The sequence below is a fragment of the Olsenella uli genome (assembly GCF_016899935.1).
GTDB lineage: Bacteria > Actinomycetota > Coriobacteriia > Coriobacteriales > Atopobiaceae > Thermophilibacter > Thermophilibacter uli_B.
Genome location: NZ_JACJJK010000008.1, coordinates 31,899 through 54,044, shown reverse-complemented (window position 1 = coordinate 54,044; position 22,146 = coordinate 31,899). Strand labels below are relative to the sequence as shown.

The window sequence follows — 22,146 nt, the reverse complement described above, 5'->3', positions numbered from 1 at the left end:
AGACGGAGCGTTTGCAGAAAACCATCTAGAAATTGGCGATGTTTTCCGCAGATGCTCCGTCTCGGTGCACAGCTGCGCAGACGGGCGAGAAGAACCTCAGACGTGGGCTCTCGCGCGGACGATGCGCAGCTGGCCCGTGGCGTAGTCGAGTCGCGAGCTGCGCGTGACAACCTCTGGGGCGACGGTCGGCCAGCTGTTTGGGTCGCGCGGCACGTCGAAGCGCTCAAGCAGCGCGCCCAGCCGCGCCGGGTCGCGCGCGTCATCGTACGAGAAGCGCAGGATCGCCGGGTGGAGCGCCGTGAGGTGCGACTCGCGCAGCCGTTCGTCCTGCATGACGCGCAGCGCGTCGCGGCCGCCCATGAGCTCGGGGCGTTTCGTCTTCTGGCGCCCGTCCAGCTCGCCGATGATCAGGCGCCCGTCCTCGGTGAGCCACAGGAAGTCCACGCGGAACCACCTCCCGGGCTCCACGGGGTCCTCGATCCAGACCTGCAGCTCCGGCATCGCAAAGCCGAGCTGGTACATGTTGGCCCGGGCGATCGACTCGCCGCCGCTCTCGGCGCGCGCGTCGGCGAGCACGGCGGCGCGAATCGCCGCGCGGACGCCGCGACGGCCCCGATACTCCTCTCCGAGAAAGCTGGCCAGCCTTCGGGCCGTGGTATGCCCCGTCTGCAGCGCCGCATCCGCTATGGCGAGCGCGTCAGGGAACTCAAACGACGCCAGGCAGTCAAACACCGTGCGCCAGAACGGCACGAGCGGCAGGTCGTCATGCACCTGGACGGTGTCGTCGGCAATGTGGTGGCGGACGATTCCGGGGCACGAGCGGTAGCTTGCGCCCGAGGGGGTCGCCACGTGCACGTCGGAGAGCAGGTCCCACGTTACGGGCAGCCCGTAGGCAACGGCCGCCGACGCGCCGCAGAAGCGCCGCGTGGGGTGGAGGGGCGCGAGGGCACGCATCAGGTGCAGGGTCTTCTCGGGCGGCTCGAGGCGCTCCCAGGCTTCGCGCCACAGGAAGAGACCCCGGACGGGCTCCACGATCTCGGCGCTGCGGTACCGCATGGCGTCGCGCAGGGAGCGGCTGTCCGGGGAGCAGCAGCGTCCCTCTCGCTGGGCCTCGTCCAGCAGCGCGACCACGCGATCGTTGATAGACGTTCCCATAGGTTGCCTCCTTCATATGAGACATTATCACATATGAAGTTTAAAGCAACCAAACAAGTAATTGCATAAACTCTACGAGACGTTGCTCCGCCTCGATAGATAAATCGCCGAGGCGGAGCAAATGCAGAAAACCGTCTAGAAATCGGCGACGTTTTCTGCAAATGCTCCGTCTCGGCGAAAAGGGACGATTATGTGGGCGGTTTAGCGCCGGCGCGCGGGGCGGGCGAGAAGAACGCCTAGTCGCAGGCGCCGCAGGACTCGCACTTCTCGCTCTTGGGTGCCGCGCCCGTGCCGCGCTGGTCGGTGTTGTAGAAGCCGGAGCCCTTGAAGACGATGCCGGACGGGTCGAAGACGCGCTCCGCCTCGCGGCCGCAGCTGGGGCAGCTCACCGTGGGGTGGGCGCTCATCGGGTGCTCCACCTCGAACGTGATCCCGCAGTCTGGGCAGTGATAGTCGTAGCGTGCCATGGTACCCTCCGAACGTGACGCGTGTTCAAACGTCTGATACTTTACCCAACCTTGTGGCGATTTCATCCGGGATTGCCGAACTCAGAACTATGATGTGCTTCGTGAGCGAAGGGGAGCCGAAGGGAGAGCGATGGAGATAGCGGGTGCGATCTTTGACTGCGACGGCACGCTCGTCGACTCGATGGCCATGTGGACGAGGTGCTTCGCCTGGCTGTGCGAGCGTCACGGGGTGAGCGAGGTCCCGCAGGATCGCGTGGAGGCGCTGTCGCTGCGTGACGGGTGCGCGCTGCTGCACGACGAGTACGGCGTGCGCGCGTCCGTCGACGAGCTCTACGAGGAGATCTGCGCGCACGTGCGCGACGGCTACGAGCACGAGGTCACCCTCATGCCGGGGGCCCGGGAGTTTCTGGACGAGCTCGCCGCTGCCGGCGTGCCGATGGTCCTGGCGAGCTCCACGCCCGTGCGCGAGCTGCGCAGCTGCCTGGCGACCCACGGCCTGACGGGCTACTTCCAGGACGTGGTGAGCACCGAGGACGTGGGCGGGCGCGACAAGGAGTTCCCGGACGTCTACCTGGAGGCGGCACGCCGGCTGGGCACGCCGCGCGAGAGCACGTGGGTCTTCGAGGACGCGCCCTTCGGCGTGCGGACGGCGCGCCGGGCCGGCTTTGCCGTGGTGGGGCTCATGAACGACCACGACGGCCGGCGCGAGGAGGACGTGCGCCCGTGGTGCGACGTCTTCGCCCACGGCTTCGCGGAGCTCTCGGTGCCGCTGCTGCGCGACTACGAGCGCCCGGCGGCCGAGCACGGGGCGCCGATGCGCGCGCTCGTCGTGGCGGGCTCGCCCGAGCCGAGCTCGCCGGCGCTTCTCGCCCGCCTGGCCGACGAGGCGGACTACGTGGTCGTGGCCGACGGCGGCGCGGACGCGTGCCGCGCGGCCGGCGTGGCCCCCGACCTCTTCTGCGGCGACGGCGACTCGGCCTCCGGCGAGGGGGCGGCCTGGGCCCGGGCCGCGGCCCGCGCGACGGTGAGCTTCCCTTCCGAGAAGTACGCCACGGACCTCGCGCTCGCGCTCGACTGTGCCCGCCACGAGGCGGCCCGCCGGGAGGCCCCGCTCGCCCTCACGCTCACCTGCGCCGCCGGCGGCCGTCCCGACCACGCGCTCGCCGTGGTGGGCCAGCTCGCGGGCGCGGGCGCGGCCTCGGCGCGGCTCGTCGAGGACGGCTTCGAGATGCGGATCGTCTCGGCGGCGGGGGAGCGACGCTGGGAGCTCGGGCCGGACGCGGTCGACCGCACGTTCTCGGCCATTGCCGTCGCGCCGGACACGCGCATCGACGAGCGCGGCATGCGCTGGGAGCTCACCGATAAGCCGATGGAGCTTCTCGGCGACCTGGGCGTCTCCAACGTCGTTACCGCCCCGGACGCGAGCGTCACCTGCCGCTCCGGCGCCGTCGCGGCGTTCCTGCTGCACGACGTCCCCCAACACCTTGCGCGCGCCGACACAAACGCCACAAATGCTTGAGGTTTTGCGTTGCGGTCGCGCGAGCGTGTGCTATAGTTGGCGAGCTGTGTAAAAGCGGGCGCGAGAAGAGCGCCGCGCCCCCGAGGAGGTACGCATGTCCAAGGTCTGTGAGTTCTGCGGCAAGCACGCCGTCGCCGGTCGTTCCATCAGCCACTCCCACCGCGTGGTGAACCGCACGTTCAAGCCCAACATCCAGCGCGTCACCGTGGTCGTCGACGGTCACCGTCGCAAGGCCAACGTGTGCTCCCGCTGCCTCAAGTCCGGCAAGATCGCCCGCAGCTAGCCGGCGCGACACCGCACGTGCAGGGGCCGTCCTCGGACGGCCCCTTTTTCTATGCCGCCGCGAGCGCACGTTCACGCCGGCCCGCCTGCGCTATAATCGTCACATTGAGACAGCTCTCCCTACTCGAGAGGAGTTCGCATGTCAGGTGTTGTTCCGGGTACGCTCAGGGTCTCCAACGACTGCATCGCCGACCTCGCCGGCTACGCCGCGCTCGAGTGCTACGGCGTCGTGGGCATGGCCGAGATCGACGAGCAGGCCGGCGTCGCGCGCCTCCTGCCGTCCTTCCGCCTGCGCAAGGGCATCGACGTCGCCGCCTCCGCGGGCCGCGTCACGGTGGACCTCCACGTAATCGTGGAGCAAGGGGTCAACATGTCCTCCGTCGTCGGCAACCTCACGAGCTCCGTCAAGTTCCTGCTCAAGCAGATCGCCGAGCTCGAGAACGTGGACGTGAGGGTCCACATCGAGGGCCTGCGCAACGCGCGCTAGCACCTCCCGCACCGTAGGCCCGAAAGAGAAAAGGTCCTCGAAGATGATTTCGTCTGTCGTCCGCACGTGCTTCCCCGTCGCCGCCAAGGTCGTGGCCGACCGCGCCGAGGAGATCAACAAGCTCAACGTCTTCCCCGTCCCCGACGGCGACACCGGCACCAACATGTCGCTCACGCTGGGCACGGTCGTCCGCGAGGTGGAGGCGCTGCCGGCCGACGCCTCGATGGAGGACGTCTCCAAGGCCATCACGCACGGCTCGCTCATGGGCGCGCGCGGCAACTCCGGCGTCATCACGAGCCAGATCTTGCGCGGCATCGCCGAGGGCCTCTGCGACGCCAAGAACCCCGAGCACGCCACGCCGGGCGACGTAGCCCACGCCTTCCGTCGCGGCGTGAAGGTCGCCTTCAAGGCCGTGCGCAAGCCGGTCGAGGGCACGATTCTCACCGTCCTGCGTGACGTCTCCGCCAAGGCGGACCAGCTCGAGAAGAACCGCGACCTCGCCACGCGCGACATGCTCGATGCCCTCGTCGTCGAGGCCTACGAGTCCGTGGCGCGCACGCCGGAGCTCCTGCCCGTCCTCAAGGAGAACGGCGTCGTGGACTCCGGTGCCTTTGGCTTCGCGGTCTTCATGGAGGCCTTCGTCAACGCCGCCACCGGCAAGGCCGGCGAGCTCACCGACTTCAAGACCACCGTCGACGCCAAGGCCGACGTCTCCGCCAAGGTCCAGATCGAGCTCAACGACGACTGGGAGGGCTCGGAGTTCCGCTACTGCAACGAGTTCCTCTTCAAGGCCGAGAAGCCCTTCGACGTTGACAAGTCCCTCGCCTACCTCGCCACGCTCGGCGACTGCGAGCTTATCGTGGGCGCCTACCCCGACTTCAAGGTCCACGTGCACTCCAACGAGCCCAACCGCGTGCTCGAGTACATGCTCCAGTTCGGTCAGGTCTACGAGGTCTTCATCCACAACATGGACATGGAGTCCCACGACCGCACCGCCAAGATCGCGGCCGACCAGGCCGAGGCGGCGGGCGAGAAGAACGCCGGGCCGCGCAAGAAGCTCGGCTTCGTCGCCGTGGCGGCCGGCTCGGGCGAGGAGGAGATCCTGCGCTCGCTGGGCGTGGACGTGGTCGTCTCCGGCGGCCAGACCATGAACCCCTCCACGGCCGACATCCTCGCCGCCATCGAGGAGGCCAACGCCGAGAGCGTCATCGTGCTGCCGGGCAACGGCAACATCCGCATGGCCGCCGAGGCTGCGGCCTCGGCCTGCGAGGACGCGCACGTGGCCGTGGTCCCCACCAAGACCGTGCCGCAGGGCTTCTCGGCCATGTTCGCCGTGGACCCGGAGGCCACGCTCGAGGACAACGTGGCGGCCATGACCGAGGCCATCCAGGACGTCCGCGGCGGCGAGGTCACGACCGCCGTGCGCGACTCCCAGGCCGCCGACGGCAGCCCCATCCACGCCGGCGACGTCATGGGCATCCAGGACGACTCGATCGACGTCGTGGGCTCCGACGTGGCCGAGGTCACGCTCGAGCTCATCAACAAGATGCAGGACGAGGAGGAGGGCGACTCGCTCACCATCCTCGCCGGCCAGGACATGGACGACGAGGCCTTCGAGGCGCTCGTCGCCCGCATCGAGGAGGCCCAGCCGGACCTGGAGGTCGACCCGCACCGCGGCGAGCAGCCCCTCTACCCCGTGATCTTCTCGATCGAGTAGGCAGTGGGGGAGCGCCCCGCCATAGCGACCGCAGCGGAGAGGGTGCAGCGAACCTGCGCCCTCTCTGACTCTGTGGAGCGCCTGCGCTACGTCAAGGGCGCCCGCGCGGAGGCCCTCGCGCGCCTCGGCATCCGCCGCGTGCGCGATCTGCTGCTCCACGTGCCCCATCGCTACCTGGACTTCACGCGCGTCGAGAAGATCGCCCGCGCCGACGTGGGCACCGACGCCACCGTCGTGGCCCGGGTGGACCGCGTGCAGACCAAGCGCCCGAGGCCGCGCCTGCAGATCGTGGAGCTCTCGGTGATGGACGAGACGGGCGTGCTCGTGGCCACGTTCTTCCGTCAGCCGTGGGTCGCCGAGCAGGTGAGAGAGGGCGACGTGGTCGCGCTCTCGGGCAAGGTCACCTTCGGCTACGGCTTCAAGCAGATGAAGGGCCCGTTCTACGAGGTCGTCACCGGCGGCGGCTCCGGCGACTACGCGCGCGTGCTGCCGGTCCACCCCGTGACCGAGGGCCTCTCGGCGAGCTGGATGCGCCGGATTGTGGCGGCGGCGCTCGCCGACGCGGGCGACGTCTGTGACTGGCTGCCCGCCCCGCTCGCCGCCCGCCGCGGCCTCATGACGCTCGGCCGGGCCCTGCGTGACGTGCACTTCCCGCCCTCCGTGGCCCAGGGGAACCTCGCCCGTCGGCGGCTCGCCTACAACGAGCTGCTCTGCCTGCAGCTCGCCCTTCTTACGCGCCGCCAGATCGAGCTCGCCGGCGTGGAGCCGACGGCGCACGTGACCGACGGCCCCCACGTCGAGGCGCTTCTCGCCGCGCTGCCCTTCTCGCTCACCGATGAGCAGGACGCCGCCGTGCGGGAGATCCTCGCGGACATGGCCACCCCGCGCGTCATGAACCGCCTGCTTCTGGGTGACGTGGGCACCGGCAAGACCGCCGTGGCCGCCGTGGCGCTCGCCGCCTGCGCCGACACCGGGACCCAGGCCGCCGTCATGGCGCCGACCTCGGTGCTCGCGCGCCAGTACGCGGAGAAGCTCGGCCCCGTGCTCGACGCCGCGCACGTGAGCTGGGCCCTCGTCACGGGGGCCACGCCCGCCGCAGAGCGCTCGCTGACCGAGCGCGCGGCCGCCGCCGGCGAGCTGACGGTGGTCTTTGGCACGACGGCCCTGCTCTCCGACGCGCTCGAGTTCTCGACGCTCTCGCTCGTGGTGATCGACGAGCAGCACCGCTTCGGCGTGGGGGAGCGCGCGGCGCTTCGGCGCAAGGGGGCGGGCGCGGACCTGCTGGCCATGACGGCCACGCCGATCCCGCGCACGCTCGCGCTCTCGCTCTACGGCGACGTGGACCTCTCGCGGATCCGCCGGCGCCCGCGCGCCGGGGCGGGCGTTACGACGCGCGTGATCTCTCCCGCCAACCTCGACCTCGCGTGGGGCGCCGTCCGTGACGCCGTGGCCGCCGGGCACCAGGCCTACGTGGTCTGCCCGCTTGTGGACGACGCCGACGACGGCTCGTCCCTCGACGACGTCCCGGAGGGGCTGCGCGCCGCCGCCTCGCGCCCGCGCGCGGCGGTCCCCACCCTGGAGGAGCTGCGGACCCAGGTCCTGCCGGGCATCGCCTGCGACCTGCTCCATGGTCGTATGCCGGCGGCCGAGAAGGACCTCGCCATGGAGCGCTTCCGCGAGCGCGCGACGCAGGTGCTCGTGACCACCACGGTCGTGGAGGTGGGCGTGGACGTCCCCAACGCCACGGTGATGGTGGTGCTCGACGCGGACCGCTTTGGCCTGGCGACCCTGCACCAGCTGCGCGGTCGCGTCGGCCGCGGTGACGTGGCGGGTGCGGTGTTTCTCAGCTGCGCCGCCAAGCGCGACAGCCGCGCCCGCGAGCGCCTGGCCGCGCTCGAGGCCACCTCGGACGGCTTCGAGCTCGCGGAGCTCGACCTGCGCCTGCGCCACGAGGGCGAGGTTCTGGGGTATCGTCAGAGCGGCGGCGTGTCGCTCGAGGTCTCGGACCTCGACGCCGACCGCGACCTCGTGGAGTGGGCGCACGCCGACGCCCGCGAGATCGCCGACGCCGACCCGCGCCTCGCCACGCCCGCGCACCGCGCGATGGCGCTCGAGGTGCGCGACAGGTACGGGGCCTACTTCGAGGAGCTGGAGCGAGCATGAGGATCGTCGGGGGGAAGTGGCGCGGCCGCCGGATCGAGGCGCCCGAGGGACGCGGGACCACGCGGCCCACGACGGACCGCATGCGGGAGAGCATCGCGTCGCAGATCCTCTCGGCGCGCGGGCTCGACCTCGCGGGCTGCTCGGTGCTGGACGCGTTCGCCGGCTCGGGCGCGATGGGGCTCGAGCTGCTGTCGCGCGGCGCCGCCCGGGCGACGTTCGTGGACCGCGACCGCCGCGCCGCCGCGCGGATCCGGCGCAGCGCGGAGGCGCTCGGGGCCGGCCGCAACGAGGTGCGCGCGCTTGCCGGCGACGTGTTCGCGCTCGCCGCGCGCGGTCTGGCGGGCGCGCCCTTCGACGTCGTGTTTCTCGACCCTCCCTACGCGGTGGACGCGGGGCGGGTCACCGCGCTCGTGGACGAGCTCGCCTCCTCGGGCCAGCTCGCGCCCGGCGCCGTGGTAGTCTACGAGCACGCCGCCGACGCGCCCGGACTCGACTGCCCCGCCCTGGGGCCCGCGCGTTCGCGGACGCACGGCATAACGACGGTCGACCTCCTGGTCGCACGCATGGGGGAGGACGAGAAATGAGCAGCGAGACCATCAGCCACGTCGTCGTCCCGGGCACCTTCGACCCGGTGACGCTCGGCCATATCGACGTCATCCGCCGCACGCGGCGCCTGTTCCCGCAGGTCACGGTTGCCGTGGCGGCCTCCGTTAACAAGCACGGGCGCGGCACCACGTTCTCGCTCGACGAGCGCGTGGAGATGATCCGCGAGGCGCTCGTCTGCGAGGGGCTGCCGACCGACATCGAGGTCGCGCCCTTCACCGGGCTGCTCGTCGAGTTCGTCAAGGGGCTCGGCGCCGGGGGCGTGGTCAAGGGCCTGCGCGCGATGACGGACTTCGAGTACGAGCTCCAGCAGGCCGACCTCAACAGCCACCTCTCGCCGGACCTGGAGAGCGTCTTTGTCATGTCGAGCCCGCAGTACGGCTACGTCTCGTCGTCAATCGTGCGCGAGATCGCGTCAATGGGCTCGGACGTGAGCACGCTCGTGCCGGCCAACGTGAACGCGCGCCTGCTCGAGCGCTACGGGCGGTAGCGGCGCGGCGTTCTTCTCGCCCGGCGGTTCCCGGAATCCCCGCCCTTGTCGCAGTGGGTTCCGATAAATGCCGCCCTTGTCGCGACGGACTCCGGGAATTGCCGCCCTTGTCGCAGCGGGTTCCGGGAATCGCCGCCCTTGTCGCGCCAGACTCTAGAAATCGTCGCCCGTGCGCGGCCAGAGGGCCGCGACCCTGCGCACGCCCGGGCTTTTCTGGAACGCCGCGCGACAAGAACCCCGATTCCCGGAAGCCCCCGGTACAAGCCCGGCGTTTCCCGGACCCGCGTGCCGCGCCGTCCCCGCGAAACCGCCACAACCTGCGGATGCGCGCGGCCGCAGCTTTCTCACCGCGCCTCCAATCTGCTACTATGGCCTTTGATGGAGCCTCTGCGCCCAGCGCCGATGAGTCACGCGAAAGGAACCATAGATGCAGCCAGGTGAGGAAATCGAGAGCTTGGTGGACGAGCTCGAGCAGATCGTGAACGAGGCAAAGTCCCCCCTCATGGACAACGGCCAGAAGAAGATCGTGGACGCCCAGGACGTCTACGAGATTCTGGACGAGATTCGCCGGGTCTTCCCGCAGGAGTTCTCCGACGCGCGTCGCATCCTCAAGGAGGAGCAGGAGATGCTCGACCGCGCGCAGCAGCAGGCCAACTCCATCATCGCCGACGCCCAGCAGCAGGCGATGATTCTCGCGGGCGACCAGGAGGTCGTGCGCCTCGCGCAGCAGCAGGCCGACGGCATCCGCGACCAGGCCGCCCAGTACGAGCGCGACACCCGCTACAACGCGGAGGAGTACGCCGACACGGTGCTCGCCCACCTCGAGGAGAACCTCAAGAGCCTCACGAGCTCCGTCACGCGCGTGCGCCAGACGCTCGACGAGAACTCCGGCCCGCGCAACACCACCAACAACGTGCCCTGGTAGCCGCGATCATGCAGCCGCTTCCCTTTGTCATCGACGACCGGCTCTCGGGCGCGGGGGATACGCTCCCGCTCGCCGGCCACCTCGACGTCGCCGGCTACGAGCTGGGCGACCACGAGTTCTCCCTGCCGGGCGGGCTCGACTACGACCTCGTGCTCACCAACGCCGGGGAGGGCATCCTCGCCACGGGGCTCGTCCGGGCGCACGTGGTCGGGACGTGCGACCGCTGCCTCGAACCGGCCGAGTTCGACGTGGCGGCCGAGGTCGACGGCTACTACCTCTTCGAGGAGCCCGAGCGCCTCTCCGACGACGAGGACGAGGCGGACTTCGAGCTCGTCGCGCCCGACAACACGATCGACCTCTCCGGGGCGCTGCTCTCGGCGCTCGTGATGGACACGCCGTTCGTCGTGCTGTGCCGCGAGGACTGCGCCGGCCTCTGCCCGGTTTGCGGCGCCAACCTCAACGAGGGGGACTGCGGTCACGTCGCCGAGCTCGAGGCCCGGCGCGAGGCCGAGCGCCTCGAGTCGTCGCCCTTCTCGGCGCTGGCGGGGCTCGACCTATCCGGCGCTGAGGACGACGGGACGCCCGCAGAGTGAAGAATTGCTGAGCACGTGCCCTTTTTCTGGACTCGTGCTATAGTGTCTCCTTGCGTGAATTGGTAATGAGCGCCTCCGTGGGCGAGCGGCGGGCGCCTTCGTGACAAGAGAGGTTTGACATGGCAGTACCCAAGCAGAAGAAGGGCCGCGGCGCCACCCACTCCCGTCGTTCGGCCAACAGCAAGCTCGGCGCGCCGGCGCGCTCCGTGTGCCCGCAGTGCGGCGCCCCCAAGCTCCCGCACCACGTGTGCCCCAACTGCGGTCACTACAAGGACCGCGAGGTCATCGTCACCGAGTAGCACCGCTCACAGACGACGTGACGGGGTCGGCCCTTCGGGTCCGGCCCCGTTTTGCGTGCGCCGAGGTCCTTCTCGCCGGACGCGGGCCCAGGAATCGGCGCCTCCGTTCCGGCCGCCTCCAAGAATTGCCGCCCTTGTCGCAGAGCGTTCCGAGAATCGGCGCCCCTGTCGCAGAGCGTTCCCGGAATCGCCGACCCTGTTCCGATTGCCTCCAAGAATCGGCGTCTTCGTCACAAGACGCTCCGGGAATCGGAGCCCTTGTCCCGGCGCCTTCCGAGAATCCCCGTCCTTGTCCCGGCCGCCTCCAAGAATTGCCGCCCTTGTCGCGTGGCCGTCTAGAAAACGCTGCCCTTGTCATCCCAGCGTCCAGCAATGCGCGCCCTTGTCCCGCCGAACCCACTTTGGGTGGTGCAAGGCTGACGATTCTTAGAAACGGCCGGGACAAGGCCGGCGATTTCAAGAGGATGCCGGGGCAAGGGCCCCGATTCCCGGAAGACCCCACGACAAGGTCGGCAATTCCTAGATGCCCTCGGAACAAGGTCAGCGATTCTCGGAAGATGCCGGAACAAGGGAGCCAATTCGTAGAGGTGCTCGCAACAAGGGTGACGATTCCTGGAGCGCCCTGTGACAAGGGTGGCGATTTCTAGAAGACACTGGGACAAGGTCGGCGATTCCTGGGGCGCCCTGTGACAGGGCGCCGATTCTCGGAACATCCTGAGACAAGGTCGACGATTCCGGGAACGCTCTGCGACAAGGGCGTCGATTCTTGGAGGCGGTCGGAACACGAGCGGCAAATCCTGGAACGTCTCGGGTCACGGTTCCCAAATATCGGAAGCGCGCGTGACGGGCGCGGCAATTCCGGGAACGCGTCGGGCAACAAGCGCGGGCGACGCGCGCGACGTGGCATAATGGAGGGCGATAAGAACGCGCGAAAGGGGAGACATGACCACCATCTGCGTAGACGTCATGGGAGCGGACAAGGAGCCCGAGGTCCTGCTCGAGGGCGTGGCCCAGGCGCTCGAGGACGATTCCGAGCTCGAGGTGCTCGTCGCCGGTGCGGCCGAGGTGGTCGAGCCCTTCGCCGCCGCGCACAGCCGCGCGCGGGCGCTCGTGACGACCCAGGTCATCGCGATGTCCGAGCACCCGGCCAACGCCGTGCGCCAGAAGAAGGACGCGAGCATCGTGCGCGCCGCCGCCGCCGTGCGCGCGGGCGAGGCCGACGGGCTCTTCTCGGCCGGCTCCACCGGCGCCGTGCTCACCGCCGCCACCTTTGGCGTGGGACGGCTCAAGGGCATCAAGCGCCCCGCGCTCTCGCTGCCGTTCCCCGGCGTCTCCGGCAGGCCGACCGTGTTTCTGGACATGGGCGCCAACGCCGACGTCAAGCCCGACGTGCTCGTGCAGTTCGCGCACATGGGACGCGCCTACAGCCACGCCGTCCTGGGCGTGGAGAGCCCGCGCGTGGGGCTTCTCTGCAACGGCTCCGAGGACACCAAGGGCTCGGAGATGGCGCTCGCCTACCACGCGGCGCTCGAGGCCGGCAACTGCGGCTTTGCGGGCAACGCCGAGGGCACGGACCTGCTCGCCGGCACCTTTGACGTGATCGTGGCGGACGGCTTCACCGGCAACGTGGCCCTCAAGTCCATCGAGGGCACGGGCAAGTTCGTCATCAAGCGGCTCAAGGCCGCGATGGAGGCGTCGCTCACCAACAAGATCGGCATGGCGCTGCTCGCCGGGTCGCTCAAGTCGCTTGCCGCCGAGATGTCCGGCGACGAGTACGGCGGCGCGATCCTTTTGGGCCTGCGCGCCCCGGTGGTGAAGGGCCACGGCGCCACGAGCGCGCAGGCGGTCCGCAAGGGCACGCTCGCCGCGGCCGCCGCCGTGCGCGCGGGGCTCTGCGAGAAGATCGCGGACGCCTGCGAGATCGCCGGCTAGCGCCGAGGCGCCGCCGCGCCCGACGGGGTAGAATCTGAGGGACACGCAACCAGGGGCGCCCGCGCCCCGCACGCAAGGAGGAACCATGGACCGCGACGCTATTCTCGCCAAGGTCATCGAGGTCGTCGACGACACGCTCTCGCTCGGGGAGGACGTCACGCTCGACGAGACCACCAACCTCAAGGAGCTCGGCGCCGACTCGTTCGACCTGCTCGAGCTCGTGACCGCGCTCGAGGACGAGTTCTCCATGACCTTCGCGGACGACGCGGTGGGCTCGATCGTCACGATCGGCCAGGTCGTCGACGCCATCGCCGCCGCCCGGTAGCGGGGGTCCGATCGTTGAAGATGCACCAGCGCGTGGCCGAGGCCGAGCGGGTCTGCGGCCACCACTTTGAGAACCAGGACCTGATCGTCTCCGCCCTCACGCACCCCTCGGCCGCCGAGGGGCGCCCGGTCTCGGCGTCCTACGAGCGCCTCGAGTTCCTGGGCGACTCGATCCTGGGCGCCATCGTGGCCACGGACCTCTTCGCGCGCTTCCCGGACATGGACGAGGGCGCCCTCACGCAGGCCAAGATCAGCCTCGTCTCGGGCAAGATGCTCTCGAGCGTGGCCGCGCGCCTGGGCCTCGCGCCGCTCATCGTGATGGGCGAGTCCGAGCGCGGCACCGGCGAGCGCGGCATGCACTCCGCGCTCGAGAACGTCTACGAGGCGCTCGTGGGCGCGCTCTACCTGGACGCCGGCTACGTCGTCACCCACGCGTTCGTGATGGCGACGCTCGGCCCCGAGGTCTCCCCGGCGCTTGCCGAGAAGCCCATCAGCCCCAAGTCCCGCCTGCAGGAGATCACCCAGCGCGAGTGGCACTGCGGCCCCGAGTACAAGCTCGTCTCGGAGGAGGGGCCGGCCCACGACCCCACGTTCACCTCGGTCGTCCTCGTGGAGGGGCGGCGCATCGGGCGCGGCTCGGGCTCCTCGAAGAAGGCCTCGGAGAGCGCCGCCGCCGTCGACGCGCTCGTGCGGCTCGGCTACGCCGAGGCCGGGGACTTCACGGGCGCCGGGACCACCAACTAGCACGGGGGAGCGCACGTGTACCTGAAGTCGCTGACACTCAAGGGGTTCAAGTCCTTCGCGGACCGCACCCACATGGTCTTCGACCCTGGCCTCACCGTGGTCGTGGGCCCCAACGGCTCCGGCAAGTCCAACGTCTCCGACGCGATCCTGTGGGTCCTGGGCGAGCAGAGCGCCAAGCAGCTGCGCGGCCAGGCCATGGAGGACGTGATCTTCTCGGGCTCGTCGGCGCGCTCGGCGGTGGGCGTGGCCGAGGTCACGCTCGTGCTCGACAACTCCGACCACACGCTGCCGATCGACTTCAACGAGGTCGGCATCACGCGACGGATGTATCGCTCCGGCGAGTCCGAGTACCTGATCAACGGCGCGCCGAGCCGCCTCATGGACGTCCAGGACATCCTGCACGACTCCGGCCTCGGCAAGGACACGCACTCGATCATCTCCCAGGGCAAGCTCGACTCGATCCTCTCGAGCCGCCCGGAGGAGCGCCGCGCCCTCATCGAGGAGGCGGCCGACATCTCCAAGCACCGCCGCCGCAAGGAGCGCAGCCAGAAGAAGCTCGTCTCGATGGACGAGAACCTCGCGCGCGCCAAGATGCTCTCCCGCGAGATCGCCCGCCAGCTGCGCCCGCTCGAGCGCCAGGTGGACAAGGCCCAGCGCGCCAAGCAGCTCGAGGAGGAGCTCAAGGCCCTGGAGATCCAGCTCGCGGTCGACGACCTGCGGCGCCTCCAGGAGGAGTACGCACGGCTCGAGGCGCGCGGCAAGGAGGCCGACGCCGCCTGCGAGCTCGCCCAGTACCGTCTGGACGAGAAGAGCGCCGAGCTCGAGAAGCTCCAGTCGCTGCTCGAGCAGAAGGGCCTCTTCGTGGGCGACCTCGGCGAGCAGCGCCGCCGCATGCAGGACCTTCTCGGCCGGATGGACGCGGACATGCGCCTTCTGGAGGAGAAGGGCAAGAACATGGTCGCGCGCCTCTCCGACATGCGCATGCAGCTCTCCACGATGGAGAAGCAGCGCGCCGACGCCGCCGAGGAGCACGAGGGCGTCGCCGGCGACCTCTCCGACGCGCGCGTGCGCGAGGGGAGCCTGCGCGAGGAGGTCGAGGGGCTCTCGCGCGCCGCGCGCGAGGCGAGCGAGCGCCGGCGGGCCCTGGACGAGGAGCTCTCCGGCATCACGGCCGAGGAGCGCGCCGCGCGCGCCGAGGCGGACCGCGAGACGCTCGCCTACGCCAAGCTCGAGGACCAGATCTCGAACGCCGAGGTCGAGGACCAGATGTTCGCCTCGCGCCTCGAGCAGCTCGAGGAGACCGTGCGGACGACCGAGGAGGCCGTCGCTGAGCGCGCCGGGCGCGTGGAGGACCTCGAGGCCGCGCTCGAGGCCGCGCGCGAGCGGGAGGGCAGCCTCTCGACCGCCATCACCGCGCAGGCGGGGGCCCTGAGCGCCGCGCGCGGCGAGCACGCCGAGGCCCAGCGCGCCCTCTCGTCGGCGACCGCGACGCTCGAGGCGCTGCGCGCCGTGGACACCGACGTGGAGTCCGCGAGCCCGCTCGTGGCCGCGCTCGCCGCCGACGAGCCGCGCGTGCGCTGCCGCCTCGCCGACCTCGTGGACGCCGACCCGGCGGTGGAGTCGCTCGTGGAGCGCCTGCTGGGCGACGACCTCGCCGCGCTCGTGGTGGACGGCGTCGACGACGTGACGGCGCTCGTCGAGCGCGCCCGCACGATGGCCGACAAGGACGGCGCCGCCGCGATCGTCTCGGCGGCGCTCGCCGGGCGCGCCCCCGTGCCCGCCGACGCGCCGGGCATGCCGCTCGTCTCGCGCCTGCGCGCCTCCGACGCCGCGCGCCCGCTGCTCGAGGCCCTTCTCGGCAGCGTGCGCCTGGTGGGCTCCGCCGCGGAGGCCGTGCGCGCCCACGCGAAGGCGCCCGGGGCCACCTACGTCGCCGAGGACGGGGCGCTCGTCCTGCCGGACGGCCGCGTCCGGGTGGGGAGCGTCACCACGAGCGAGTCCGGCGCGCTCGAGCGCAAGCGGCGCATCCGTGAGCTCGTGGGCGGCATGCCCGCGCTCGAGGAGCGCCTCGCCGAGGCGGCCGACGCCGTCGCGGAGGCGGAGGCGTCCCTCGCGAAGGCCCGCGAGGAGCAGGCTGCCGCGAAGGGCGAGATCGCCCGGGTGCGCGCCGAGCTCTCCTCGACGACCGCCGAGCGCGGCCGGCTCGAGGCGCAGCTCGCGAACGCGACCTCCGAGCGCGCGCAGGTCACCAAGAGGCGCGCCGCGTCCGCCGAGCGCGCCGCCGCGGCCCGCGCGCAGATCGAGGAGCACCGCTCCGCCGCCCGCGCGGCGCGCGAGCAGGCCGACGAGCTCGCCGGGCGCCTCTCCGAGCGCACGGCCGAGCACGAGGCGGCGGTGCGCGACCAGGGCAAGGCCTCCAAGGCGCTCTCCGACGGCCGGCTCGAGCTCGCGATGACGAGCGAGCGCCGCGCCGGGCTCGAGCGCCGCGACCGCGAGCTCTCCGCGCGCGTGTCCGAGCTCGACGCGCGCATCGAGGCCACGCGGCGCTCCTCGCGCGCGCTCGAGGTCGTGCGCCTGCGCGTGGACCCGCTCCACGACCGCTACGACGCGATCCGCGAGCGCGCCCTCGAGTGGGCGGCGCGCCTCAAGGACCGCGCCTCGCTCGCCGAGGCGGACTCCGACTCGCTTAAGCGCACGATCGGCGACGCCCGCGAGGCCGTGAGCGCCGCCACGGCGGAGCTCGAGGACGCGCGGGGCGCCGCGACCGGCGTCAAGGTGGACCTCGGCAAGCTCGAGGTGCAGGTGCAGACCTCGGTCAACGCGATCGTGGCGACCGGCGCCGTCCTCGACGACGCCCTCGAGTGCCCGCCCCCCGACGACCGCGACGAGGCCGAGCGCCGCGTCGCCGCGCTGCGCTCGCAGATCGAGTCGATCGGCCCGGTGAACGCCGTGGCGATGGACGAGTACCTGCGCCTCAAGGAGCGCTACGACTACATCGACGAGCAGGTCACCGACCTCGAGGACGCCCGCGTGGCCCTGCGCAAGATCACGGCGGCGATCGACCGCAAGATGCGCAACCGCTTCCTGACGGTCTTCGAGCGCGTCAACGCGAACTTCTCGGAGATCTTCGCGCTGCTGTTCCCGGGGGGGCAGGCCCACATCGAGATGACCGACCCGGACAACCCCTCCGAGACCGGCATCGAGATCGTGGCCCAGCCGCGCGGCAAGAAGCTTGCCAAGATGATGCTCATGAGCGGCGGCGAGAAGTCCCTCACGGCGCTCGCGCTGCTCTTTGCCGTCTACAAGGTGCGCACCGTGCCGTTCTACGTCTTCGACGAGGTGGAGGCCGCCCTCGACGACTCCAACCTCTCCAAGCTGCTCGACGCCATCGAGCAGCTCAAGTCCACCACGCAGCTCATCGTCATCTCGCACCAGCGCCGCACCATGGAGCAGGCCGACGTGCTCTACGGCGTCTCCATGCAGGCCGACGGCGTGAGCCACGTGGTGTCCCAGCGTCTCGACCGCGATACCGGAAAGGTGGTTGATGCATAGATGGGTCTTCTCGACAGCCTGAGGGCCGGCCTCAAGCGCTCCCGCGAGGCCATCAACGAGATCTTCTACATGGGCGGCGAGGTCGACGAGGACTTCTGGGAGGACCTCGAGGACACGCTCGTGATGGGCGACATGGGCGCCGAGGTGGCCCTGCGCGTGGCCGACGACCTGCGCGAGCAGGCGGCCCGCGAGAACCTCACCCGCGCCGGGCAGCTGCGCGACGCGCTCGCCCGCCGCCTCGCCGCCGAGTTCCCCGCAGCCGGCCGCGACCCCTTCACCGACCTGCCGAGCTGCGTGCTCTTCGTGGGCATCAACGGCGCCGGCAAGACGACCACGGTCGGCAAGCTCGCCGGCCGCGCCCGCGAGGCGGGCACGCGCTGCCTCATCGGCGGGGCGGACACCTTCCGCGCCGCCGCGATCGAGCAGCTCGAGGTCTGGGGCAGGCGCGCCGGCGTCGATGTGGTGACGCGCGAGCGCGGCGCGGACCCGGCGAGCGTCTGCTACGAGGTGGTCGAGGAGGCCGAGCGGCGCGGCTCCGAGCTCGTGCTCATCGACACCGCCGGGCGCCTGCACACCTCCTCCGACCTCATGCGCGAGCTCGCGAAGGTCGTGAACGTCACGCGCAAGCGCAGCTCGCTGCCCGTCTCGGTGGTGCTCGTGATCGACGCCACCACCGGCCAGAACGGCCTCAACCAGGCGCGCGAGTTCAACGACGCGCTCGAGCTCGACGGCCTCATCGTGACCAAGCTCGACGGCACCGCCAAGGGCGGCATCGCCCTTGCCATCTCCAGCCAGCTGGGCCTGCCCATCTACCGCATCGGCGTGGGCGAGACCCTCGACGACCTCCAGACCTTCGACGCGCTCGAGTTCTGCCGCGCGCTCGTGGGTGAAGGGATGTAGCCATGTTCAACTCTCTCTCCGACCGCCTCCAGGACACCTTCGAGCGCCTGCGGGGCAAGGGCCGCCTCACCGAGGACGACATCAACGTCGCGATGCGCGAGATCCGCATGGCCCTGCTCGAGGCCGACGTCAACTACCGCGTGGTCAAGGAGTTCGTCGGGCGCTGCAAGGAGAAGTGCCTCTCCGCCGACGTCCTCTCCTCGCTCACGCCGGCACAGAACGTCGTGCGCGTGGTGCTCGACGAGCTCACGGCCCTTCTCGGCTCCACGGACTCGCGGCTCACGCTCGCGCAGAACCGCACGCCCAACGTGATCATGCTCGTGGGCCTGCAGGGCTCCGGCAAGACCACGGCGGCGGCCAAGCTCGCCTACCTGCTCAAGTCCCAGGGGCACAGCCCGCTTCTGGCCGCGTGCGACACGCACCGCCCGGCGGCCGCCGACCAGCTCGCCACGCTCGGCGGCGAGATCGGCGTGCCGGTCTTCCGGGGTGACGGGCGCGACGCGGTGGCCGTGGCGGAGGGCTCGATCCGCGACGCGGTCGACCGCCTCTGCGACGTCGTGATCGTGGACACGGCCGGCCGCCTGCAGATCGACGAGGAGATGATGGAGGAGGCCGTCGCGATCAAGCGCGCGGTGCGCCCCGACCAGATCCTCATGGTCGTCGACGCGATGACCGGCCAGGACATCGTCAACGTGGTCACGGAGTTCGCCAACCGCGTGGACTTTGACGGCGTCATCATGTCCAAGCTCGACGGCGACGCCCGCGGTGGCGGCGCGCTGTCGGTCCGTGAGGTCACCGGCAAGCCGATCAAGTTCGTCTCGATGGGCGAGAAGCCCGACTCGCTCGAGGTCTTCCACCCCGACCGCATGGCCAAGCGCATCCTCGGCATGGGCGACGTGGTGGGCATCATCGAGCAGGCCCAGAAGGTGGCCGACGAGCAGCAGGTGGCCGACGCCGAGCGGATGCTGCGCGAGGGCTTCACGATGGACGACCTGCTCGCCCAGATGCAGCAGATCCGCAAGATGGGCGGCCTCCAGAAGCTCATGGGCATGATCCCGGGCATGGAGCGCGCGATGGCGCAGGTCCCGCAGGCCGCGAGCGACGAGCAGCTCACGCGCATCGAGGCGATCATCCGCTCGATGACCAAGGAGGAGCGCGCCCGCCCGAAGATCATCAACGGGCAGCGCCGCCGCCGCATCGCCGTCGGCTCCGGCCGCAGCGTGCAGGAGGTCAACCAGCTCATCAAGCAGTGGGGCGAGATGAACAAGATGATGGGCCGGATGCGCGGGCTCGCCGCCCAGGGCGGCGGCAAGAAGGGTCGGCGCGCCATGCAGCAGATGATGCGCAACATGGGCGGCGGCGCGGGCCTGCCGTTCTAAGTGCCGCTGCTTGCTGCTGCACCCGTTTCCAGAAATCCCGACCTACGCAGGCCGACAAGAACGCGTAGGTCGGGATTCTTGTCCAAACGGACGGTTTTCTCGACCTGCGCGCGCCGCGATGCCGCGACCGACGCGCGTAACTCGGCAGTACCGGTAATCCCGAGCTGCGCGAGCTGTTGGACAGAAGCGACGCAGGGGTGCCGGCGGCCGCGCTCCCTACCAGTGCACCACCACGACATCGCCGACCTTTACGAGGCCGTAAAGCGACTCGGCCTTGGCGTAGGGCAGGTTCACGCAGCCGTGGCTGCCGTTCCACTGGTAGATGGTCCCGCCAAAGCTGGAGCGCGGCGCGTCGTGCAGGGCGACGAGGTTGCCCACGAACGGCATCCAGTAGCTGACCGGGGTCTTGTAGTCGGGCTCGTTGTCCCCGTTGTAGTCGAGCCCGATCAGCACGGTGTCGCGCTGCATGTTCTCGTTGATCGTGTAGACGCCGGTAGGCGTCCCCCAGCCCATGGACGTGTTGCCGGTGACGCAGTCGGACTCCCAGACGACGGAGCCGTCGTCGCCGTACATGCGGACGTGCTGCTCGGAGAGGTCGATGTCGATGTAGCGCTGGCCCCAGTCGCGCCCGCCCGCGTCGGGGACGACCGTGCCGCGCTGGTCGAAGGGCACCTCGATCGCCTGGGGGGACTCGTCGCTCACGGCGGCCACGAGCGCGTCCGCGACGCCGGACTCGTTGACCTTCCAGCCGTAGGTGCCGCCCTCGACGGTGACCTCCTTGCCGTCCGCGCGGGTGTAGGTCCGCGTGGCGCCGACCGTGTTGAGCCGCGACACGCTCTCGCTCGCCCAGCTGGCGGCGGCGTCGGTGCTGAGGGAGACGGAGAGGTCGTCGGCGACCGTCACCCAGCCGGCGATGACCTCGGGCGTCACCTCAGCCGCCGTCTCGCCGTCGAGCGTTAGGGTGGTCCCGGCGCCGCCGAGGTAGGCGTTCGCGGCGTCGACGGCGGCGTGGAGGGCGTCGTCGGAGCCGGAGAGCACGTCGTCGCCGAGTGCAATCTCCTCCTGCTGGGCGGTGAAGGCCTGCGAGAGGGCGTCGACCAGGGCGTCGTCGTCGAGGTACTGGGCCGTGATGGAGGGGTCGAGGCCAAAGGTGCCGGCCTCGGCGTCAAAGATGACCGCCTTGCCGCCCAGGCTCGCGGCGCTCTCCTGCGCCGCGCTCTCGAACGGCTCAAAGAGCGCGAGCAGCGCGTCCCGGTCAAAGACGACCGCGCTCGCGGCGCTGACGGGGCGCTCGGGCTGGGTCAGGGCGACGGGCCACGTCCAGGGGTTGCTCGCGTCGATGGCCTCCCGCGCGTAGGCGTCGCCGTCGTAGGCGAGGTCGATTTGGTCGGCGGAGACCGTGAGGTCGACGCCGTCGCCGCTCACGTGGGCCTGGTAGCCGGAGAGCGACCCGGCCTTCTCCTCGGCGACCTCGCTCGCCAGGCGCAGGGAGACGTCGGTGCCGTCGAGGACGGTCCCGGGCATGAAGACGATGTGGAAGGCGACCACGCCCCCCAGGTAGACGAGCGCCACCAGGGCGAGAAGGACGACGGGGACGATCCAGACCAGCTTGTGCCGTCCCCGGGCCTTGCCCGGGGAGGAGGGGTTCATGTGACTTGCCATTGCTCACCTTGGTGACGGAACCGTAGTGGTTTCATGCTTTTGCTCTTCAGTATCCTAACCTAGGAAGCGCCCGGTGTTGGCGAGTATTGGCAAAGTTGACGGGAGCGTGACGATGGCACGCCTGATTCATGTGTCCGACCTCTCCGACGAGCGCCTCGACGTCTACGCTCGCCTGACGGACCACCAGCTCAGAAACGCCCTCGAGGTGGGGCGCGGCGTGCTGGTGGCCGAGTCGCGCATGGTCGTGGAGGTCGCGCTGGAGTGCGGCGCGACCCCGCGCTCGCTGCTCGTCGACGAGCGCGACCTCACCGCGAGCGAGGCCCTTCTCGCCCGCGTGGCTGACGACGTCCCGGCGTACGTGCTGCCGCACGACCAGGTGGCGCGGCTCACGGGGTTCCGCCTCACGAGGGGGCTCCTGTGCGAGATGGACCGCCCGGCCCCGCGCACGGTCGAGGAGGTGACCCGCGACGCCCGCCGCGTCGTCGTCCTTGAGGACCTCGTGGACGTGACCAACGTGGGCGCGCTCTTCCGCAACGCCGCCGCGCTCGGCGCGGACGCCGTCGTGCTCTCGCCCCGCTGCGCGGACCCCCTCTCCCGGCGCGCCGTGCGCGTGTCGATGGGCTGCGTGTTCAAGCTGCCGTGGGCCCGCGCCGAGACGGGCGCCTGGCCCGTCGGCACGCTCGACGACCTGCGGGCGCGGGGCTTCACGTGCGTGGCGCTCGCCCTCGAGCCCGGCGCCGTCCCCCTCGACGACCCCGCGCTCGCCCCCGCCGACCGCCGCGCGCTGCTCTTTGGCAACGAGGGCCACGGTCTCTCCCGCGCCGCGCTCGACGCCTGCGACCGCACCGCGATCATCCCGATGGCGCGCGGCGTGGACTCGCTGAACGTCGCCGCCAGCTCGGCGGTCGCCCTCTGGCAGCTCTTCCGGTAGGGCGTGCGCGGGTCCTGCCGGC

20 protein-coding genes are annotated in these 22,146 nt (G+C 70.6%); 17 read left to right on the top strand and 3 right to left on the bottom strand.

From position 1 onward, the window contains the following. Positions 1–96 precede the first annotated feature (96 nt). Both H6A07_RS08020 and H6A07_RS08015 read right to left on the bottom strand, forming a co-directional pair. On the bottom strand, positions 97–1,155 hold the full coding sequence (locus tag H6A07_RS08020; RefSeq protein WP_204814405.1) for a hypothetical protein: 1,059 nt from the start codon (positions 1,153–1,155) through the stop codon (positions 97–99). Between the two features lie 236 nt (positions 1,156–1,391). Further along, positions 1,392–1,622: an FmdB family zinc ribbon protein gene (locus H6A07_RS08015; RefSeq protein ID WP_204814404.1), complete on the bottom strand. Its 231-nt coding sequence runs from the start codon at positions 1,620–1,622 to the stop codon at positions 1,392–1,394. A 130-nt stretch (positions 1,623–1,752) separates the two neighbouring features. On the opposite strand from H6A07_RS08015, the gene H6A07_RS08010 reads away from it, so the two are divergent. The 16 genes from H6A07_RS08010 (at position 1,753) to ffh (ending at position 19,531) form a co-directional block, all read left to right on the top strand. Continuing rightward, the gene (locus H6A07_RS08010; protein WP_204814403.1) at positions 1,753–3,141 is read left to right on the top strand and encodes a thiamine diphosphokinase; all 1,389 of its coding nucleotides are present in this window, start codon (positions 1,753–1,755) and stop codon (positions 3,139–3,141) included. Positions 3,142–3,235: 94 nt separating this feature from the next. Further along, entirely contained in the window at positions 3,236–3,424 is a 189-nt protein-coding gene (gene rpmB / locus H6A07_RS08005; RefSeq protein WP_075576473.1) for a 50S ribosomal protein L28, read from the top strand. 138 nt (positions 3,425–3,562) lie between these two features. Continuing rightward, entirely contained in the window at positions 3,563–3,910 is a 348-nt protein-coding gene (locus H6A07_RS08000) for an Asp23/Gls24 family envelope stress response protein (RefSeq protein WP_087226713.1), read from the top strand. A gap of 43 nt (positions 3,911–3,953) precedes the next feature. Beyond that, a complete protein-coding gene (locus H6A07_RS07995; RefSeq protein ID WP_204814402.1) occupies positions 3,954–5,627 on the top strand; it encodes a DAK2 domain-containing protein in 1,674 nt (557 codons plus the stop codon). 3 nt (positions 5,628–5,630) lie between these two features. Further along, positions 5,631–7,790, top strand: coding sequence for an ATP-dependent DNA helicase RecG (gene recG, locus H6A07_RS07990; RefSeq protein ID WP_204814401.1), 2,160 nt, complete (start codon positions 5,631–5,633; stop codon positions 7,788–7,790). Then, positions 7,787–8,374, top strand: a complete 588-nt coding sequence (gene rsmD, locus H6A07_RS07985; protein ID WP_204814400.1) for a 16S rRNA (guanine(966)-N(2))-methyltransferase RsmD — start codon at positions 7,787–7,789, stop codon at positions 8,372–8,374. Before recG ends, rsmD begins: the two co-directional genes overlap by 4 nt. After that, entirely contained in the window at positions 8,371–8,883 is a 513-nt protein-coding gene (coaD, locus tag H6A07_RS07980) for a pantetheine-phosphate adenylyltransferase (protein ID WP_204814399.1), read from the top strand. Before rsmD ends, coaD begins: the two co-directional genes overlap by 4 nt. A 427-nt stretch (positions 8,884–9,310) precedes the next feature. Beyond that, positions 9,311–9,808, top strand: a complete 498-nt coding sequence (locus H6A07_RS07975) for an ATPase (protein ID WP_204814398.1) — start codon at positions 9,311–9,313, stop codon at positions 9,806–9,808. Positions 9,809–9,816: 8 nt separating this feature from the next. Further along, the gene (locus H6A07_RS07970; RefSeq protein ID WP_204814397.1) at positions 9,817–10,401 is read left to right on the top strand and encodes a YceD family protein; all 585 of its coding nucleotides are present in this window, start codon (positions 9,817–9,819) and stop codon (positions 10,399–10,401) included. A 119-nt stretch (positions 10,402–10,520) separates the two neighbouring features. Then, on the top strand, positions 10,521–10,700 hold the full coding sequence (gene rpmF, locus H6A07_RS07965; protein WP_204814396.1) for a 50S ribosomal protein L32: 180 nt from the start codon (positions 10,521–10,523) through the stop codon (positions 10,698–10,700). Between the two features lie 942 nt (positions 10,701–11,642). Further along, complete coding sequence (gene plsX / locus H6A07_RS07960) at positions 11,643–12,632, top strand: phosphate acyltransferase PlsX (RefSeq protein WP_204814395.1); 990 nt, start codon at positions 11,643–11,645, stop codon at positions 12,630–12,632. An 85-nt stretch (positions 12,633–12,717) separates the two neighbouring features. Further along, complete coding sequence (locus H6A07_RS07955; protein WP_204814394.1) at positions 12,718–12,957, top strand: acyl carrier protein; 240 nt, start codon at positions 12,718–12,720, stop codon at positions 12,955–12,957. A gap of 14 nt (positions 12,958–12,971) precedes the next feature. Beyond that, positions 12,972–13,700, top strand: a complete 729-nt coding sequence (gene rnc, locus H6A07_RS07950) for a ribonuclease III (protein WP_204814393.1) — start codon at positions 12,972–12,974, stop codon at positions 13,698–13,700. A 15-nt stretch (positions 13,701–13,715) separates the two neighbouring features. After that, positions 13,716–17,252, top strand: a complete 3,537-nt coding sequence (smc, locus tag H6A07_RS07945) for a chromosome segregation protein SMC (protein WP_204814392.1) — start codon at positions 13,716–13,718, stop codon at positions 17,250–17,252. Beyond that, positions 17,253–18,152 (top strand): signal recognition particle-docking protein FtsY, encoded by a 900-nt coding sequence (ftsY, locus tag H6A07_RS07940; protein WP_204814391.1) that lies wholly within the window; start codon positions 17,253–17,255, stop codon positions 18,150–18,152. Between the two features lie 2 nt (positions 18,153–18,154). Then, a complete protein-coding gene (gene ffh / locus H6A07_RS07935) occupies positions 18,155–19,531 on the top strand; it encodes a signal recognition particle protein (protein WP_204814390.1) in 1,377 nt (458 codons plus the stop codon). Positions 19,532–19,747: 216 nt separating this feature from the next. Here the strand turns inward: ffh and H6A07_RS07930 are convergent, their stop codons facing one another. Continuing rightward, positions 19,748–21,193 carry a L,D-transpeptidase gene (locus H6A07_RS07930; RefSeq protein ID WP_204814389.1) on the bottom strand — a complete coding sequence of 482 codons (1,446 nt, stop codon included), beginning with the start codon at positions 21,191–21,193 and terminating at the stop codon, positions 19,748–19,750. A 112-nt stretch (positions 21,194–21,305) separates the two neighbouring features. Here H6A07_RS07930 and H6A07_RS07925 point away from each other — a divergent pair, with 112 nt between their 5' ends. Next, positions 21,306–22,124, top strand: a complete 819-nt coding sequence (locus tag H6A07_RS07925; RefSeq protein WP_204814388.1) for a TrmH family RNA methyltransferase — start codon at positions 21,306–21,308, stop codon at positions 22,122–22,124. The last annotated feature ends 22 nt before the right edge of the window (positions 22,125–22,146 follow it).

Excerpts from the sequence above, each read along its gene's own strand:
- rsmD (WP_204814400.1), top strand. The coding sequence starts at position 7,787 with ATGAGGATCGTCGGGGGGAAGTGGCGCGGCCGCCGGATCGAGGCGCCC.
- coaD (WP_204814399.1), top strand. The coding sequence starts at position 8,371 with ATGAGCAGCGAGACCATCAGCCACGTCGTCGTCCCGGGCACCTTCGAC.
- H6A07_RS07970 (WP_204814397.1), top strand. The coding sequence starts at position 9,817 with ATGCAGCCGCTTCCCTTTGTCATCGACGACCGGCTCTCGGGCGCGGGG.
- H6A07_RS07975 (WP_204814398.1), top strand. The coding sequence starts at position 9,311 with ATGCAGCCAGGTGAGGAAATCGAGAGCTTGGTGGACGAGCTCGAGCAG.
- H6A07_RS08010 (WP_204814403.1), top strand. The coding sequence starts at position 1,753 with ATGGAGATAGCGGGTGCGATCTTTGACTGCGACGGCACGCTCGTCGAC.
- ffh (WP_204814390.1), top strand. The coding sequence starts at position 18,155 with ATGTTCAACTCTCTCTCCGACCGCCTCCAGGACACCTTCGAGCGCCTG.
- H6A07_RS08020 (WP_204814405.1), bottom strand. The coding sequence starts at position 1,155 with ATGGGAACGTCTATCAACGATCGCGTGGTCGCGCTGCTGGACGAGGCC.
- H6A07_RS08015 (WP_204814404.1), bottom strand. The coding sequence starts at position 1,622 with ATGGCACGCTACGACTATCACTGCCCAGACTGCGGGATCACGTTCGAG.
- rpmB (WP_075576473.1), top strand. The coding sequence starts at position 3,236 with ATGTCCAAGGTCTGTGAGTTCTGCGGCAAGCACGCCGTCGCCGGTCGT.
- rpmF (WP_204814396.1), top strand. The coding sequence starts at position 10,521 with ATGGCAGTACCCAAGCAGAAGAAGGGCCGCGGCGCCACCCACTCCCGT.
- H6A07_RS07995 (WP_204814402.1), top strand. The coding sequence starts at position 3,954 with ATGATTTCGTCTGTCGTCCGCACGTGCTTCCCCGTCGCCGCCAAGGTC.
- H6A07_RS08000 (WP_087226713.1), top strand. The coding sequence starts at position 3,563 with ATGTCAGGTGTTGTTCCGGGTACGCTCAGGGTCTCCAACGACTGCATC.
- ftsY (WP_204814391.1), top strand. The coding sequence starts at position 17,253 with ATGGGTCTTCTCGACAGCCTGAGGGCCGGCCTCAAGCGCTCCCGCGAG.
- H6A07_RS07925 (WP_204814388.1), top strand. The coding sequence starts at position 21,306 with ATGGCACGCCTGATTCATGTGTCCGACCTCTCCGACGAGCGCCTCGAC.
- H6A07_RS07930 (WP_204814389.1), bottom strand. The coding sequence starts at position 21,193 with ATGGCAAGTCACATGAACCCCTCCTCCCCGGGCAAGGCCCGGGGACGG.
- H6A07_RS07955 (WP_204814394.1), top strand. The coding sequence starts at position 12,718 with ATGGACCGCGACGCTATTCTCGCCAAGGTCATCGAGGTCGTCGACGAC.
- plsX (WP_204814395.1), top strand. The coding sequence starts at position 11,643 with ATGACCACCATCTGCGTAGACGTCATGGGAGCGGACAAGGAGCCCGAG.